General features: G+C 64.3%; 15 protein-coding genes, 1 pseudogene and 1 riboswitch. Of the genes and pseudogenes, 10 read left to right on the top strand and 6 right to left on the bottom strand.

Annotation, left to right across the window (positions count from 1 at the left end; genetic code table 11):
• Positions 1-124 precede the first annotated feature (124 nt).
• Both ACP7B7_RS27420 and ACP7B7_RS27415 read left to right on the top strand, forming a co-directional pair.
• Entirely contained in the window at positions 125-469 is a 345-nt protein-coding gene (locus ACP7B7_RS27420; RefSeq protein ID WP_426078825.1) for a KfrB domain-containing protein, read from the top strand.
• A 32-nt stretch (positions 470-501) separates the two neighbouring features.
• A complete protein-coding gene (locus ACP7B7_RS27415) occupies positions 502-1,116 on the top strand; it encodes an IncP plasmid survival protein KfrC family protein (RefSeq protein ID WP_426078824.1) in 615 nt (204 codons plus the stop codon).
• On the opposite strand, the gene ACP7B7_RS27410 is transcribed toward ACP7B7_RS27415, so the two are convergent.
• Genes ACP7B7_RS27410 through ACP7B7_RS27400 form a run of 3 tightly spaced genes read right to left on the bottom strand, consistent with a single transcriptional unit; the run spans position 1,096 to position 2,605 of the window.
• Complete coding sequence (locus tag ACP7B7_RS27410) at positions 1,096-1,533, bottom strand: conjugal transfer protein TraM (RefSeq protein WP_426078823.1); 438 nt, start codon at positions 1,531-1,533, stop codon at positions 1,096-1,098. The two genes, ACP7B7_RS27415 and ACP7B7_RS27410, sit on opposite strands and share 21 nt — an antisense overlap.
• On the bottom strand, positions 1,533-2,258 hold the full coding sequence (locus tag ACP7B7_RS27405) for a conjugal transfer protein TraL (RefSeq protein WP_426078822.1): 726 nt from the start codon (positions 2,256-2,258) through the stop codon (positions 1,533-1,535). Before ACP7B7_RS27405 ends, ACP7B7_RS27410 begins: the two co-directional genes overlap by 1 nt.
• Positions 2,258-2,605: a TraK family protein gene (locus ACP7B7_RS27400; protein WP_426078821.1), complete on the bottom strand. Its 348-nt coding sequence runs from the start codon at positions 2,603-2,605 to the stop codon at positions 2,258-2,260. The genes ACP7B7_RS27405 and ACP7B7_RS27400 overlap by 1 nt, the downstream gene beginning before the upstream one ends.
• A gap of 354 nt (positions 2,606-2,959) precedes the next feature.
• Here ACP7B7_RS27400 and traJ point away from each other — a divergent pair, with 354 nt between their 5' ends.
• From traJ to ACP7B7_RS27360, 8 genes are all read left to right on the top strand, one after another.
• On the top strand, positions 2,960-3,343 hold the full coding sequence (traJ, locus tag ACP7B7_RS27395) for a conjugal transfer transcriptional regulator TraJ (RefSeq protein ID WP_426078820.1): 384 nt from the start codon (positions 2,960-2,962) through the stop codon (positions 3,341-3,343).
• Between the two features lie 12 nt (positions 3,344-3,355).
• The gene (gene traI, locus ACP7B7_RS27390; RefSeq protein ID WP_426078819.1) at positions 3,356-5,626 is read left to right on the top strand and encodes a TraI/MobA(P) family conjugative relaxase; all 2,271 of its coding nucleotides are present in this window, start codon (positions 3,356-3,358) and stop codon (positions 5,624-5,626) included.
• Entirely contained in the window at positions 5,623-7,533 is a 1,911-nt protein-coding gene (locus ACP7B7_RS27385; protein WP_426078818.1) for a type IV secretory system conjugative DNA transfer family protein, read from the top strand. The genes traI and ACP7B7_RS27385 overlap by 4 nt, the downstream gene beginning before the upstream one ends.
• Before the next feature lie 11 nt (positions 7,534-7,544).
• The gene (gene traF / locus ACP7B7_RS27380; RefSeq protein WP_426078817.1) at positions 7,545-8,066 is read left to right on the top strand and encodes a conjugative transfer signal peptidase TraF; all 522 of its coding nucleotides are present in this window, start codon (positions 7,545-7,547) and stop codon (positions 8,064-8,066) included.
• Positions 8,067-8,115: 49 nt separating this feature from the next.
• Positions 8,116-8,385 (top strand): hypothetical protein, encoded by a 270-nt coding sequence (locus ACP7B7_RS27375; protein ID WP_426078816.1) that lies wholly within the window; start codon positions 8,116-8,118, stop codon positions 8,383-8,385.
• On the top strand, positions 8,357-11,563 hold the full coding sequence (locus ACP7B7_RS27370) for a zincin-like metallopeptidase domain-containing protein (protein ID WP_426078815.1): 3,207 nt from the start codon (positions 8,357-8,359) through the stop codon (positions 11,561-11,563). The genes ACP7B7_RS27375 and ACP7B7_RS27370 overlap by 29 nt, the downstream gene beginning before the upstream one ends.
• A 253-nt stretch (positions 11,564-11,816) precedes the next feature.
• Positions 11,817-12,008, top strand: a complete 192-nt coding sequence (locus ACP7B7_RS27365; protein WP_426078850.1) for an Lrp/AsnC ligand binding domain-containing protein — start codon at positions 11,817-11,819, stop codon at positions 12,006-12,008.
• 61 nt (positions 12,009-12,069) lie between these two features.
• Positions 12,070-12,160, top strand: a riboswitch (glycine riboswitch).
• A 157-nt stretch (positions 12,161-12,317) separates the two neighbouring features.
• Complete coding sequence (locus ACP7B7_RS27360; RefSeq protein WP_426078814.1) at positions 12,318-13,532, top strand: D-amino acid dehydrogenase; 1,215 nt, start codon at positions 12,318-12,320, stop codon at positions 13,530-13,532.
• Between the two features lie 55 nt (positions 13,533-13,587).
• On the opposite strand, the gene ACP7B7_RS27355 is transcribed toward ACP7B7_RS27360, so the two are convergent.
• The 3 genes and pseudogenes from ACP7B7_RS27355 to ACP7B7_RS27345 form a co-directional block, all read right to left on the bottom strand.
• Positions 13,588-14,493 carry an MBL fold metallo-hydrolase gene (locus ACP7B7_RS27355; RefSeq protein ID WP_426078813.1) on the bottom strand — a complete coding sequence of 302 codons (906 nt, stop codon included), beginning with the start codon at positions 14,491-14,493 and terminating at the stop codon, positions 13,588-13,590.
• Positions 14,490-15,446, bottom strand: coding sequence for a thioredoxin-disulfide reductase (gene trxB, locus ACP7B7_RS27350; protein ID WP_426078812.1), 957 nt, complete (start codon positions 15,444-15,446; stop codon positions 14,490-14,492). The genes ACP7B7_RS27355 and trxB overlap by 4 nt, the downstream gene beginning before the upstream one ends.
• 1 nt (position 15,447) lies before the next feature.
• A pseudogene (locus ACP7B7_RS27345) lies at positions 15,448-16,740 on the bottom strand (leucyl aminopeptidase); the annotation flags it as partial.
• Between the last annotated feature and the right edge of the window lie 88 nt (positions 16,741-16,828).

Below are 16,828 nucleotides of genomic sequence, written 5' to 3'. Positions count from 1 at the left end.
ACGCTATCGTTGATGCAGGCCTTGTCGCCTGCGCATGGCGAGGCCGGCTTGAGCCGGCGGCATTAAAATGGTGGGCGGCAGAGCGCCTTGTCTGGAACAGGGATTGGTCAACAGGAGCGTATTGATGAAGCAAAGAGTGCTGGTGATGAACGGGCAGCGCCTGCTGCAAAACGAGCAGGGCGGGCAATGGGCCACCAGCAAGGTGGACAAGGCCGGGGCGATCAAGCCCGGCATCTACGATATCTACCTGGCGCAGCCTGCCGACAAGGCGAAGACGTATGTCGGCGTCATCGTGCACGCCGATGGCGCCAGCGTGTACCAGCAGATCGGCAAGACATTGATCAAGCATGCGGCCGGCGATTTCGCTAAAGTACCTGGAACGGGCATCGACACCAGTGTCAGCTACCAGGACGGTCTGGCGCTCAGCAGCGGCGCCAGCGTCAAACACGGGCGCAAGCTGAGCCGGTAGGGGATGGCCGCGTTGATAGCGGAGGCGCGATCATGAAAATACCGATGGAGCGGCCGCAGCAAGGCGCCAGCGCCCAGACTGGCGCGCGCGGTGGCAACGCCGAGATGCAGGCCGAAGGCCAGTTTTACCAGGCGGCGGGCGAGCAGCTGGAACAGGCGGCGATGCTGGAGTCCGCGCCGCTGGAGTCGCAATATGGCGCGGTGCTGGCGGCCCAGGTGGAGGCCAAGCACGAACAGGTCGAACGCATCGAGGACAGGCTGGAGAACCTGATCGAATCGCAGGCGTCGCGCCTGCAGCGCACGCAGCTGGGACAGCCTGGCATGCTGGCGCTGCCCGGCAAGCGCACGCAGTGGCAGCAACAGATGCAGCAGCAACAAAAAACCATGCAGCGCCTGCTGGGCCGCCTTGAGCTGGTGCGCGAGGTGCGCGACAGCATGGGCGTGCATGCGCCGCGCATCGAGGAACTCGCCACCCGCAAGCTGCGCGCCCAGCAGCCCGAACTGGCCAGCGACTGGGACGCACTGCAGCAGGCGCAGCGCCTGCACCAACTGCTGTGCCAGAGGGCGGAACAGCAGGGGCTTGAGTGCAACCACTCGCTGCAATCCGCGCGCGGCACCCGGCTGGGTTTATCGCAGCACCGTCCATAAGGCCACCGCCGCCGCCAGGATCGCCAGGCAGCCAGCGGCGATATTCAATAGCGCGACGGCATGCGCGGCGCGCACGGACGCGGCGAGCTGCTGCAAGGCGCCGTCGATTTCGCGCCGCGCGGCCCTGGCCGCCTGGGCTCCGCCTTCCTGCATGGCGCCATCCATGGTCTCCCTGGCGGCGGCCAGCGCCGCGTCGAGGATGCGTTCCGCCTTTCCCCTGGCGTCCATGCTCCAGCGCTGCGATAGCGCTTCCATTTCCTCCTTGAACCGGTCCAGTTGCGCCTGCTGGGCCTTGGCGCCGTCCTGCAGCAGGCGGCTATTGATGGTTTGTAAAACCAGGATGGGGTCGTCGCGCGATACCGCCAGGCCATGCTTCGCGGCGATCTCGCGCAGCAGTTCCTCGGTCTGGTCGCCCATCACAGCACCATGGCGGTATCGAGCTGGCCGTACACTAGGCGCCTGACGATCTTCAGGCGCTGGCGCGTCATCAGCGTCAGTGCCGGCGTGGACAGCGCCTCGTCGAAGGTCAGGCGCTCCTGCAACATGCCGGCCAGGTCGCGGCCGAAGGTTTCCTTCTTCAGCTCGGGCAGGCGCACGATGGCCGACAGGCGCCCCTTGTTGGCCAGGTAGGCTTTCATCTGTTCGAAGCCTTTTCCTTCATGCTCGACCGGACCCCAGTAGGGATTGAGCCAGGCGATGAAGCGGGCCTGCTCCGGGAACTGGCTGGCGAGATGGGCGAAGCCGCTGACGGTATCGAGCAGGGCCTGGCCGCCCGTGATGACGGTATGCACCACCAACTGGTGGCCGAGTTCTTCCAGCAAGGCCGGAATCTGATTGCTGATCAGGTAATGCGACAGCGGCACGAAGGAACTAGCGCCATTGTCGATGATGGCGTCCCCGGTGGACTGGGCCACCAGATCGATCAGGGCGTCGAAGCCGCGCGGATTGATTTCGTCGTTCTCCATCAGCTCGATGCGGCGCACCTGCAGCGCCTGGTAGCCGTGGAAGGTGGCGTTGACGGGATCGGTATCGATGCATAACGGCAGGGCAGCCTTGCTGTGCATGTACTGGGCAAGCATGGCGGCGCTCAGCGACTTGCCGACGCCGCCTTTACCTTGCAACATCATGTGGATATTGGCCATTACAGTAGCTCCTCTTTTCTGGGAACCGGGTTGAACGTGAATCCGGCGGGTGCCGGGGCGTGAGCTGGTGCCCTGTTGCCTTTCGCAGGCAAGGCCGGGCGTGCCTGCTGCGCTGGGGCGCTGGACTTTTGCATGCGGTGCACGTGCTTGAGGAAGGTATCGTAGCCGAACGATATGCGTCCCAGCGCATGCAGGTGACGCCAGATGGCGCACATCGAAAAGCCCGCCGCCAGGGCAGCGCGCACATCGTCGCTGACCGCCAGGAAGGCGACCAGATACTGGTCGCGTTGCGCGGGCCTGGTTCCCTTGATCCATTCGCCCAGCTGCTCGGGATATGGTTTATTCACGTCCTTGGCTCTCCATCATCCGCAAGGAAATTACACCGTCGTCATGCTTTGGCGCTGTTGCCAGCTCGACGAACCCTTGGCGTGCCTCGGCGTCCAGCCATCAGGCCCGTTTCGATATATTGACCGATGAAATCTGCTCCGCTTTGTGCCAAAACAAGGGTTAAATCGAAAGGCCGTCCTACGATTAAATGGCCCGGTCGCTGCGCGGACCGGGGCAGGATAGGTGAAGTTAGCTAACCGGCAGGCCGGTTATCTCTCTTCACGGTGCCTTATTCGCGCCTGCGGCGCTCAACGGAGATCCTGCTCTGCGAGGCTTGCCAAGGCTGCGCTATCTGCGCCAATCAGGAGCACACCATGGAAAAGCCAGCACCCGCCGCCACCCGCAAGGCCCGCCACCTGCGCGTACCGGTCTTGCCCGCCGAAGAGGCGCAGATCAAGCGGCTTGCCGCTGCCGCAGGCTTGCCGGTCGCGGCCTACCTGCGCAAGGTCGGGCTTGGCTACCGGCTGCCCGGCATCCTTGACCACCGCCGCGTCGAGGAACTGGCGCGCATCAATGGCGACCTGGGGCGGCTGGGCGGGCTGCTCAAGCTCTGGCTGACAAACGACGAGCGCACGGCCGCCTTCGGCGAGGCGACGATCCGCGCGGTGCTGGCCAAGATCGCCGATACCCAGGACGAAATGCATGCCGTGATGCGCGCCGTGGTCCTGCCGCACGGGGGCGCGCAATTTAGCTGCTAAAAAATCGGACGCATGCGCCGGCGACAGTCGGCGCCAGACAGCAGGGAGGGCAGGGTGATCGCCAAGCATGTTCCCATGAAGGTCGCGAAAAAGAGCGGTTTTGCCAGCCTGCTGGCTTACCTCGCCGATGCGCAGGCCAAGCGGGAGCGCGTCGGCTGCGTGACGGTCACAAACTGCCAGTCCGACCAGGCCGTGGTGGCCATCACCGAGATCCTCAATACGCAGGCGCAGAACCAGCGCGCGCTGTCGGACAAGACCTATCACTTGATCCTCAGCTTTCCGGCTGGCGAGGAGCAGGCCCCGGCCGTGCTGCAGGCGGTGGAAGCGCGCATATGCCACGGCCTGGGCTATGGCGCGCACCAGCGCATCAGCGTGGTGCACCACGATACGGACAACCTGCACGTGCACATCGCCATCAACAAGATCCATCCTACCCGCTACACCATCCACCAGCCGTACCGCGATCACGCCACGCTGGGGCAGCTGTGCGCGGCGCTGGAAGACGAATTCGGCCTGCGCCACGATAACCACCAGGCGCGCCAGACGGGCGCCGCCAGCCGCGCCATGGACATGGAGCGCCAGGCCGGTATCGAAAGCGTGCTGGGACTGGTGCGCCGTGCATGCCACGCGCAGATGCGCGACGCGGCCTCATGGCAGGCACTGCATGGCGTGCTGCTGGTGCACGGCCTGGCGCTGCGCGAGCGCGGCAACGGTCTGGTCATCGTGGCTGCGGACGGCACGGCCGTGAAGGCCAGTTCCGTGCATCGCGACTGCAGCAAGGCGCGCCTGGAGGCGAGATTGGGGCCATTCGTTCCCGGGCCAGCCGGCGTGGCAGATGCGAGGAGCGGCCCTGCGCGCCGGCCGCTGCGCCTGGGCGTGCCCACCGACGCACTGTATGCGCGCTACCAGGAGCATCAGCACGATGCCGCTTTGGCTAAAACCGGCGTGCTGGATGGTGCCCGCGCGCGGCACAAGCGCTTGATTGCCGAGGCCAAGCGCACGGGACGGCTCAAGCGGGCGGCGATACGCATGATTGCCTGCGGCCCGATGGCCAAGCGCATCCTGTATGCGGCGGCCTCGAAAACGCTGGCGGCGGACATCGCGCGCATCAACGGCAACTACCTCGCGGAGCGCCGTGCCATCCGCAGCCAGCACGGGAGAATGGCCTGGGCCGACTGGCTGCGCACCCGCGCGAATACTGGCGACGCGCAGGCGCTGGCCGCCCTGCGTGCACGCGGGGCAGGCCAGGGCTTGAACGGCAACACGCTGGCAGGCAGTCCGCTGGCGGAGATGCAAAACCGCCCGCTGCCGCCGGGCGGCCTGCGCCACGACAGCGTGACCAAGCAAGGCACGCTCATCTATTGCGCTGGCGCGACCACGATCCGCGACGACGGGCATAAGCTGAAAATCACGCGCGGCGCCACGCAGGCGGGCCTGAAGCTCGCGCTGGACATGGCGGTGGCGCGCTATGGGCGCTGTCTGCATATCGGTGGCAGCGCCGCGTTCCAGGACCAGGTCATCCAGGCGGCGGTTGCCGCGCACCTGGCGGTCACGTTCGACGACGCCGTGCTGGAGCGGCGCCGTCAAGACCTGTTGCGTGCCCAGGGCACGAAGGAGAACCACGATGGAGAAGCAGGATCACCACGCCAGGGCGCTCAGCCCGGCACAAGCGCAGCGCGAGGCGCTGCTGGAGCGGGCGTTGGAGACGATCGAGCGCGAGCTACCGCCGTCGCCGCCGACGCCAAACCACGGCGCGCCTCCGCATCCGGAACTGGTTCCGAGCCCGACCCTGGCGGCCCTGGACGCCATCCGCCGCCCGCAGCCAGGCACCGCCTGCGAGAGCTGCCGCAACTCGGTATGGTTCGCATCAAAAGTGGAACTGAAGTGCTATTGCCGCGTGATGTACCTGGTCACGTGGAGCAGCAACCAGCCGCAGCAGATCAGCGCGTGCGACGGCATGTTCCTGGGCGGCGAGGCGTAGCGGACAAGCGGACATTGGCCTCGGCGGCGGTGGAGGCGTTCCTGCTTGAGCGGGAACAAACAAGGCCGGGATTATCCGATATATCGAAATTTGAACGATATGATGGTGTCAAGGGAAGGGCTGTTTTTGCAGGGCTGCACGACGCGCGCGGCCAGATGCTGGCGCTGCTGAAGCGGGGCGAAGCAACCATGGTCCTGCCGGTCAGCGAAACAGCCGCCAGACGCTTGCGCAAGCTCGCTCCTGGAGATGCCGTCACCGTGACGCCCAATGGCGTCATTAAGACGAAAGGACGGACCAGATGAAAGACAGGTTCAATAACGCAGTCGGCCCACAGGTGCGCAGCGCGCGGCGCGGCCCCGGCAAGGCCATCCCCGTACTCGCCGCGCTCACGCTGCTTGGCGGCTTCCAGGCGGCGACGCAGTTCTTTGCCCATGTTTTTCAATACCAGAGCGCGCTGGGCTGGCATGCCAGCCAGTTCTATCCCCCCTGGGCCATCGTCGGCTGGGCGGCCAGGTGGCGCGGCCAGTACCCGGACGCTGTGATGCAGGCGGGCAGCGTGGGGATCAGCGTCGCGGGCATCGGCCTGATCGCGCTGCTGGTGGCCAGGATGATTTCGGTTAACTCGGCCCGCGCCAGCGAATACCTGCACGGGTCGGCCCGCTGGGCGAACCTCGCTGACATACGCGCGGCCGGGCTGTTGCCACGGCCGCGCGCCCTGTGGCAGGTGCTGGCCCGGCGCGTGCAGCCGGCCGCCGGCGGCGTGTACGTCGGCGCCTGGCTGGACCGGGCGGGCCGGCAGCATTATCTGCGCCACGACGGGCCGGAACATGTGCTCACCTACGCTCCCACGCGCTCGGGCAAGGGCGTCGGCCTGGTGGTGCCGACCCTGCTCGCCTGGCCGCACAGCGCCGTCATCACCGACCTGAAAAGCGAGCTGTGGGCGCTGACCTCGGGCTGGCGCCAGCAGCACGCCAGGAACAAGGTGCTGTATTTCGAGCCGGCCGCCGCCAAGGGCAGCGTGTGCTGGAATGCGCTCGACGAAATCCGCCTCGATACCGAGCACGAGGTGGGCGATGTGCAGAACCTCGCCACCCTGATCGTCGACCCGGACGGCAAGGGACTGGAAACGCACTGGCAAAAGACCAGCCAGGCGCTGATCGTCGGCGTGATTCTGCATGCGCTGTACAAGGCGCGCGCCGAGGGCACGACGGCCACCTTGTCGGTGGTCGACGCCATGATGTCGGACCCGAATCGCGGCATCGGCGAGTTGTGGATGGAGATGATCACGTTCAGCCACGTTGGCGGGCGCAATCATCCGGTGATCGGTTCGGCCGCGCGTGACATGCTTGACCGGCCCGACGAGGAAGCCGGCTCGGTGTTGTCGACGGCCAAGTCCTACCTGTCGCTGTACCGCGATCCGATCGTCGCGCGCAACGTGAGCCGCTCGGAATTTTGCATCCGCGACCTGATGCACCACGACAGCCCCGTGAGCCTGTACATCGTCACGCAGCCGACCGACAAGGCGCGCCTGCGCCCGCTGGTGCGCGTGCTGGTCAACATGATCGTGCGCCAATTGGCCGACCGCGTCAGCTTTGAAAACGGCCGTCCGGTGGCCCGCTACCGGCACCGACTCTTGATGATGCTCGACGAGTTTCCCAGTCTGGGCAAGCTCGATATCATGCAGGAGTCGCTGGGCTTCCTGGCCGGCTATGGCATCAAGTGCTACCTGATCTGCCAGGATATCAACCAGCTCAAGAGCCGCGAAACCGGCTATGGCCCCGATGAAAGCATTACGTCGAGCTGCCATATCCAGAACGCCTATCCGCCAAACCGGCTTGAGACGGCCGAGCACCTGTCCAAGCTGACCGGCCAGACCACGGTGGCCAAGGAACAGGTGACCACCAGCGGGCGGCGCACCAGTGCCTTGCTGGCGCAAGTGTCGCGCACCATCCAGGAGACGCAGCGCCCGCTCCTCACCCCGGACGAATGCCTGCGCATGCCCGGCCCGGTCAAGTCAGGCAGCGGCGACATCGAGAAGGCCGGCGACATGGTCGTCTACGTGGCCGGCTATCCGGCGATCTATGGCCGCCAGCCGCTGTATTTCCAGGACCCGGTCTTTCAAGCGCGCGCCTCGGTTCCCGCACCGGCCAAAAGCGACAAGCTGCGCCATGCGCACCGGCCTGCGGACGGCGAGGGCATACGGCTATGAACCGGACCGCCATGAAGCTGGGTGCATGGAGCGCTTATATGGGCGCGGCGCTGCTGGTGCTGGGCATGGCCGCCCATGTCGCGGGTGCTCGTATCAACAGCAGCCGCAGCATCCCAGTTGGTTTGTACTGGACCAGTTCCGCGCCGGTGACCCCCGGGCGCTATGTGATGTTCTGTCCGCCGCAGATCGGGGTGTTCGAGGAAGCGCGGCGGCGCGGCTATATCGGCGCGGGTTTCTGTCCCGGCGGCTACGGCTACATGATGAAGAAAGTGCTTGGCGCTGGCGATGATGCAGTCAGCGTGGGGCCAGACGGCGTGCGCGTCAACGGCCGCCTGCTTGCGTACAGCGCGCCGCTGGCTGCCGATGGCAACCAGCGCCCCATGGCCCGCTACCAGGCGGACCAGTACATCCTCAGCGAGTACCAGCTGCTGCTGATGGCCGACGCCAACCCCAGGTCTTTTGACGCGCGCTACTTCGGCCCGGTCCAGCGGGCGCAGGTCAAGACCGTGATCGTTCCCGTGCTCACCTGGTAGCACCTTGGTGGCACGCCCGTTTTTCAATCACAAACCAAGGAGAAAACCGATGATGAATGAACGAGACAGTCAGGCCAGCGCAGCGATGGCGGAAGATCAAGCCATGGCCGCCGTCCTGCGCGAGAAGCTTGGCGACGCCGCCGTGCCTGGCGGCCTGGCCGAGTTTGCGCCGGATGAAGCCGAGCAGGCCGGCTCCTTTGCCGAGGACGCCGTGGACGAACAGGATGCGGCGGCGGGCGTCATCGACCTGGCCGATGTCGGTGCGCCGCCGCCAACAGGGAGCGCAAGCCATGAACGGTCAAGCGAAGTCGCTGATTGACACCATCGCCGAAAAGCTGATCGCGCAGCTGAAGGAGGGCACGGCGCCCTGGCAAAAGCCTTGGCAACCCGGCGAGCCGGGCGCATTCCTGCCATTCAATCCCACCACGGGCAAGCGCTACAAGGGGATCAATTCCCTGCACCTCATGAGCGAGGGTCATGCGGACCATCGCTGGATGACGTACAAGCAGGCCGCAGCCGTTGGCGCGCAGGTGCGCCAAGGTGAGAAGGGCACGCCGATCCAGTACTGGAAATTCACCGAGAAGGAGGAGGCGGCAACTCCCACCGGCATGCCGCCCTTGATTCCGGACGAACACGTGGAAAAGCAGCCTCTCAGGCTGGAGCGGCCTCAGATGTTTTTTTCCACGGTATTTAACGCAACGCAGATCGACGGCCTTCCGCCGCTGGCGCCACCGCCGTCTGTCGCTTGGGTACCGGCCGAGCGGGCCGAAGGGATATTGCAGGCGTCGGGTGCGAAGATCGAGCATGGTGGGCGCGAGGGGAGGGACAGCGCCTTCTACCGGCCGTCGACCGACACCATCCACCTGCCCGGCAAGGAGCAGTTCCCGACTGCCGACAATTATTACGCGACAGCCCTGCATGAGCTGGGCCACTGGACCGGGCATGCGAGTCGCCTTGGCCGCGATCTTGGCCACCCATTCGGCAGCGAGGGATATGCGCGTGAAGAGCTGCGCGCGGAAATCGCCAGCATGCTGCTGGGTGATGAACTGGGCATTGGCCATGATCCCGGTCAGCATGCGGCCTATGTCGGGACCTGGATCAAGGTGCTGCAGTCCGATCCGCTGGAGATTTTCCGCGCCGCGTCCGCAGCCGAGAAGATCCAGGCGTATGTACTGGGCCTGGAGCAAGTGCAGACGCAAGGGTTGGCAGCGTCGACCAAAGCGGAGGAAGGGCGCTTCATCGTCAGCGAGCGGGTGGCTGGCGTGGACCGATTTTCGCAGTCCTTCGCCACGCTGGACGACGCGGCGCGCTGCTATGTGACGAAGTCGCAGTCCTTCAACCGCAGCATGGAGAAGGACGGGCGGCAGCTCGCAGGCGTGGTATGGGGACCGGACGGCGATTTCGACGGCGAGTTCTTCGCGTCGCCGGAAGTGAAGGCGGCCGTCGAGGCGGCGCAGGAAAAAGAATGGCAGGCGCTCGATGCGGCGCAAGCCGATCGGCAAGTGGATCAGAAGGAAGGGGAGGCGATCATGCAAACGGAAATGGACAATGTGGATGACAGCGAAGTGACGCGGACGCGGCTGCAGATGCTGCGCGGCGATGTCGCCGATGCGGGAACGGCTTTTGATGATGCCGCCTTGCGGCACCTGGGTTTTACCCTGCCGCACGACTGGAACGGCCGCGTGATGGTGCAGGGCATGGCCACCGGGGAGGTGGATGGCGAGCAGCAGGAAGCATCAGCCGAACAGCTGGGCCTTCGGCCCGAGTTCTGGGGGATCTACGCGCAGCAGGCCGATGGCCGCCACCAGTGGCTGGCCGAGCGCGACTCCCAGCGTGAAGCGGCGCAGCTGGCGGGCAGGCTGGCGTTGATCGATGCGCACTCCGAAACCGATGAACGCGAGCAGGCCGTGAAGCTGGCCAGATTAAATGAGGAGCGGGTGCGGCGCGATCCAGATAGTGGGGTCGACGACCTGATGGCGGCGCGCGAAGCGCGCAAGGGAGCGGAACTGGCTGCCGTCACGGGCAGCGCAGACCTGCAGCGCCGCGTGGCGCAGTTCGAGGAGGGCGGCGGCGTCGTGCTGCTTGCCGTGCCATTCAAGGAGAAGGACGAAGCCAAGGCGCTGGGCGCGCGCTGGGACCGGGCGGCGCAAGCGTGGACCGTGCCGCCTGGGGTTGATCCCGCCGTGTTTGAAAAGTGGCACCGCAAATCGGCTGCGCAAGGAAACGGCGAACCGGCGCCTCAGGACGGCGCGCCAGCCGAAGCGCGCCAGCCGCGCCAGTATCTGGCCGTGCCCTATGGCGAACGCAAGCTGGCCAAGGCAGCTGGGGCCGCGTGGGACAAGATGGCAAAGTCCTGGTATGCGGGCGCGAAGGCCAACATGGCGCGCCTGGCGCGCTGGATGCCCGGCAAGGCAGGCAGCCTGCAGGCACCGGCCATGACGGCGCAGGAGGAGTTCGCCGACGCGCTGCGCAGCCTGCGCTGCGTGGTGAGCGGCGAGCATCCCATCATGGATGGACAAAAGCACCGCATCACCGTGGAAGGCGAAAAGCACAGCGAGCATTCCGGTTCCGGCTTTTATGTCGCCCACCTCGATGGCCACCCGGCGGGTCACATCAGGAACAACAAGACGGGCGAGGCGATGGACTGGAAATACAAGGGCTATACGCTCGACCCGGCACAGAAGGCCCGGCTGCAGGCCGAAGCGGCCACCCGCTTGCAGGAACGCCATGCCGCCCAGGTCCAGCAGCATGAGGCAGCGGCGAGCCGCGTGGCGCGCCAGATGGCCAGCCTGCTGCCGATGGCGGAACCGACGCCGTACTTGTTATCGAAGGGGCTAATGCCGACATCGGGCATTTTTACCGACAAGGAAGGCAAGACCAGCTACATTCCCGCCACCGACGCCGATGGCAAGCAATGGAGCATGCAATACATCGGCGAGGATGGCAGCAAGCGCTTTGCGCGCGACAGCCGCAAGACAGGCTGTTTCCACGCCGTCGGCGGCCTCGAAGCGCTGGCGCGGGCGCCCGCGCTGGTCATTGCGGAAGGCTATGCAACCGCAGCCAGCCTGTCCAAGTCACTGGGTTTTGCCACCGTCGCCGCCTTCGATTCGGGCAACCTGCCGCCGGTGGCAAAGTCGCTGCATGGCCGTTTCCCGAGCAAGCCGGTGATCATCGCCGGGGATAACGACCAGCACCTGGAAGCAGAGCAGGGCATCAACCCCGGCAAGGTCAAGGCGCAGGAGGCGGCCCATATGACAGGCGGCCGTGTTCTGCTGCCCATTTTCGCGCCGGGCGAGCAGGCGGCCGATCCTAAAGGATGCACCGACTTCAACGACCTGGCCTGCAAGAGCCGCTTGGGCATGGAAGGGCTGGAGCGGCAGGTGCTGCCCGTGGTGCAGTCCGCGATTGAGAGCCTGCAGGCAAGTACCAACCGGGATACGCTGTCGCTCGCGCGGGAGCCGTTGCAGCGCCGTCTGGCTAGGTCAGGGCCGCAGTGACAGCGTTAGACCCGCATTTCGGACGGTGAAAAAAGCCATGAAATCATGAACCGGAGGTCTTATATGGATGCCTTGCCAATTATTGCCGCGCCGCTGATCCCGCATGTTGGCGGTACGCGCAGCCATCTACATGGTGAGCAAGCATCATCTGTATATTTCGTCGGATTTCAGCGGCTAGGCATCTCTTTCCATTGAGCGTCGGGGCCACGCGCACAGGATAAACCTGCAAGCAGGTTACTACTTCTAACATTACCTGCTGCGCATCGCCGCAGCCGATTTGCGCGCGCTGTCGGATTTCATCAGCCGCGACCTGCTAGGTATCCCCGGCGTGGACAACGTCAAGTCGAGCACTACGCCAACGCGCATCAAGCAAAGCAACGTGCTGCCGCTCGACCATGTTCTCGGTCCAGCGGCGAGCAAGAAACGGATCCAGTTCGCCGACTAAGTAACGTTTGCAAATCGCGCAGTTTTGCGTTGACGATCGCTACATATGTAGACTATGCTGGCCTTCGATATCGGGAGAGTCTCTGCATCCCGCACAGCGCCGAAGGAGCAACCGCCCCGGAATCTCTCAGGCAAAAGGACCGGTATCGCACAACACACTCTGAAGAGTTGTCGGCGCTGGTTACGTCGCCCGGCACACCGGAGGAGCAAGCGCGGATCGCCGCGTGAATCTCTCAGGTCCAGTACAGAGGGGGTGCCGCCGCGCATTTCGCACAGCGGCCATTCCCTTTGACGTGCAGAATCCGATCTCATGAAAACTGTTGCCATTATCGGCGCCGGCATTACCGGCGTCACGACCGCTTACGCCCTGGTGCAACGCGGCTTCCAGGTCACCCTGCTCGACCGCCACCGCTATCCCGGCATGGAAACTTCTTTCGCCAACGGCGGACAACTGTCGGCATCCAATGCCGAAGTGTGGAACCATCGCTCCACCATCTTCAAGGGACTCAAGTGGATGCTGAAGAGCGACGCGCCGCTGTTGTTCAATCCGCGTCCCAGCTGGCACAAGCTGTCCTGGTTCGCGGAGTTTATCGCCAACATTCCGCACTACGAGCGCAACACGGTGGCTACTGCGCGATTGGCGATTGCGGCGCGCGAACATTTGTATCAGTGGGCGGCACACGAAGGTATCGACTTCGACCATAAACGCGAAGGCATCCTGCACATCTACCGCGACCGAGTCGGCTTCGACAACGCGGGCAAGGTGTCTCGCATGCTGGCCGAAGGCGGTTTGCCACGTCGCGCTGTCACTCCGGAAGAAATGCGTGCCATCGAGCCCACGCTGAACGGCGACTATTATGGCGGCTATTTTACCGAGAGCGATTCCACCGGTGACATCCACCGCTTTACGAATGGCCTGGCCGCAGCGGCGCAACGCCTGGGCGTGCGCGTGTACACGGATGCGGCGGTGCTGAAAGTGAAGGCCGATGCACGTGGTGTGCACATCGACATGCTGCGCGAGGGCGTGCCTGGCAGTCTCGATGTCGACGCCGTGGTGGTCTGCGCCGGCGTGGCCAGTCGCGATATTGCGGCCAGTCTCGGCGACCGGGTCAATATCTATCCGGTCAAGGGCTACTCGATCACCGTGCACCTGAACGACAAGGCAAGCCAGGCTGCGGCGCCCAATGTCAGCCTGCTCGATGATCAGACCAAGCTAGTCACGAGCCGCCTGGGCGTGGACCGTTTCCGGGTGGCCGGCACGGCGGAATTCAACGGCATCAACCGCGATATCCGTGCCGATCGCATCAAGCCGCTGGTCGACTGGGTCAACCAGCTGTTCCCGGGCGTGAATACACGCACGGTCACGCCGTGGGCCGGGCTGCGCCCCATGATGCCGGACATGATGCCGCGCGTTGGCAAGGGCCGCCTGCCCACGGTGTTCTATAACACCGGGCATGGCCACTTGGGCTGGACCCTGTCGGCTGCCACCGCCGAGATCATCGCCGAGACCATCTCCAAGTCGTGACATGACGAAGGTTCAGGCTGGATGCTGCTGGCAGCCTGAACCTGGTCAGCAAAGATTACATGGTGTTGAGCGGGATACGCAGATAGCGCACGCCGTTTCCATCGGGCTCGGGCAAGCGGCCCGCACATATATTCACCTGCACGGCGGGCAACATGAGGGCGGGCATTCTCAGCCTGGCGTCACGTGCACGCCGCATCGCGACGAACTGATCCTCGCTGGTGCCGGCCGCGAGGTGGATGTTGTAGGCCTTTTGTGCACCGATCGTGGTCTCGAAACGCAGCGCCCGTCCACCGGGCTGGTAATCATGGCAGAGATAGACCACGGCATGGTCCGGCAAAGCCAGCAGGCGGGCGATGGAGCGATAGAGCTGGCGCGGATCGCCGCCCGGGAAGTCGCAGCGCGCCGTACCAAAATCCGGCATGAACAAGGTATCGCCCACAAACACCGCCTGGTGCGCGCCATCGTTGACCAAGTAGCTGACGCAGGCCGGCGTATGTCCGGGCGTATGCATGACTGTCCCCGCCAGGCCGCCGATGCTGAACTGCTCGCCATCGTCAAACAGGTGATCGAACTGGCTGCCATCCTGGAGCATCATGGCATCGACGTTATAGATCGCACCGAAGGTGCGTTGCACCTCGGTGATCCCCGCACCGATGCCGATGCGGCCACCGAGCACCGACTTCAGGTAAGGCGCGGCGGACAGGTGGTCGGCGTGCACATGGGTTTCGAGTATCCAGTCCACGGCAAGGTTCAATTCACGCACGCGTGCAATCAATTGATCGGCGCTGGTCCGGCTGATACGTCCAGCGGCCGCGTCGTAGTCGAGCACGGAATCGACCAAGGCGCAACGCGACGTTTTCAGGTCGGCAACGAGGTAGCTGATGGTGCTACTGAACGGGTCGAAATGTCCTTCGACCAGCATGCTGGCGGAGGTGTTCGTCTTGTTGTCATCTACCGTCATGTCTGTGCCTCCAGGTAGCGCTGTGCGTCGAGGGCGGCCATGCAGCCGCTACCGGCACTGGTGATCGCCTGGCGGTAGACGTGGTCCTGCACATCGCCCGCCGCAAAGACTCCGGCAACACTGGTCGCGGTGGAAAATCCGTGGCTGCCGCCGCGGGTCTTGATGTAGCCGTCCTTCATCGCCAATTGCCCCGCAAAGATCGCGGTATTCGGCTTGTGGCCGATGGCGACGAACACGCCCTCGACTGGCAACAGAGTATCTTCCAGGCCTTTGTTGGCGCGGATCATGACACCGGTGACGCCGGTGACGCCGAGCACCTCTTGCAAGGTATGGTTGAACCTGATGGCGATCTTGCCTTCGGCCACCCTGGCATTGAGCCGGTCTACCAGGATCGCCTCCGCGCGGAAGCTGTCGCGCCGGTGTATCACCGTGACCTTACGGGCGATGTTGGACAGGTACAACGCCTCTTCCACCGCCGTGTTGCCGCCGCCAATGACAACGACATCCTTGCCGCGATAGAAAAATCCGTCGCAGGTGGCGCAGGCCGACACGCCGCGGCCCATGAAGGCCTGTTCGGAGGGCAGCCCCAGGTATTGCGCTGATGCCCCGGTCGCGATAATCAGGGCGTCGCAGGTGTACTCGCCCGCATCGCCGATCAGGCGAATCGGTTTTTCTTCAAGCTTGGACGTATGGATCTGGTCGAACACCATCCCGGTGTGGAAGCGCTCCGCATGCTGCCGAAAGCGCTCCATCAGCTCCGGACCCTGGACGCCAAGCGGATCGGCAGGCCAGTTTTCGACATCGGTGGTGGTCATCAACTGCCCGCCCTGTTCGATGCCTGTCACCAGGACCGGTACCAGGTTGGCGCGCGCCGCATAGATGGCGGCGCTATATCCCGCCGGACCCGAGCCGAGGATGAGCACGCGTGCGTGTTTGCGTATCGAGTTGGTCATGTCATCCTCGACGTTTGCGTGCCTGGGCGCGGTTGCACAAGAAGCGCATCAGCAACGGCACGGGACGTCCGGTGGCGCCCTTGCTGTCGCCCGACTTCCAAGCGGTACCGGCAATGTCCAGGTGTGCCCACGGGTATTGGCGGGTAAACCGTTCCAGGAACGCCGCTGCCACTACCGCGCCACCGCCAGGACTGCCAATATTGGCAAGGTCGGCAAAGTTCGATTTCAGCTGCTCGCCATAAGCATCTTCGAGCGGCATGCGCCAGGCCCGGTCTCCTGCTTCGCTGCCGGCATCAAGCAGTTCCTGTGCTAGAAGGTCGTGTTCGGTATCGGAACGCGTGAACAAGCCGCTGTTATGGTGTCCGAGCGCCACTACGCACGCGCCGGTCAGGGTGGCAATATCAATCACCACAGCGGGTTTGAAGCGTTCCACATAGGTCAGCGCATCGCACAGCACCAGCCTGCCTTCCGCGTCCGTATTCAGCACCTCGATGCTCAAGCCGCTCATCGACGTGACGACGTCGCCTGGGCGAGTAGCGCTGCCTGAAAGCATGTTTTCGCATGCGGCAACAATACCGACGACGTTGAGCTTCAGATCGAGTTCACCCATGGCCTTGAATGCGCCAAGCACCGACGCCGCTCCGCACATATCGTATTTCATCTCGTCCATTGCCGCGTGCGGCTTGATTGAGATACCACCGCTGTCGAAGGTCAGTCCCTTGCCTACTAACACGACAGGCGCCTCCTTGGCCTTGCCGCCCATGTGCTGCAAGACGATGAACACCGGCGGCTGTTCGCTGCCAGCGGCAACGGCCAGGTAGCTGCCCATGCCCAGGGCACGCAGCGCTTTCTTGTCGAGTATCTCCAGCTTGAATCCATACTCCTTCGACAGTTCGCGAGCGCTGTCGGCAAGATAGGTCGGTGTGCAGATATTGGGTGGCATGTCGCCGAGTGCGCGCGTCAGCAACATGCCTTTGCCGATAGCGACGCCCTGTGCCAGAGCAGCCCTGTGCGCTTCGTTTGGCGCTGCCGCCAGTGTCAATCTTTCCAGGCCCTTGGTTACCACCGGCTTGTCGCGCTTGAGGCAATCGGCGCGGTACTTTTGCTGTATTACCTCCTGCGCGGTACGGGCGATCGCCCATGCCACGTCACGCCCGGCAACAGCGTCCATGGGCAGCGCCAGGATGGCGTCGTCGGCGCTCAGCGTTGCCAGCGTGCGCAGGCAATGGGTCACCATGTCGATGAAGCGCTTGTCACTGAGCGGGCTTTCTTCACCCAGCCCCAATAACATGAGGTACCCTGACATTTTCGGACACTCTAGTTTGGTAAACTTCACCAACTGGAGAACTTATGACACGCTCAACAACATACACACCGGAGCT

Source organism: Janthinobacterium sp. PSPC3-1 (genome assembly GCF_049896105.1).
In the GTDB taxonomy this organism is placed as follows: domain Bacteria; phylum Pseudomonadota; class Gammaproteobacteria; order Burkholderiales; family Burkholderiaceae_D; genus Janthinobacterium.
Note: the sequence above shows the minus strand (reverse complement) of the source record. Positions and strands in the feature narration are given on the sequence as shown.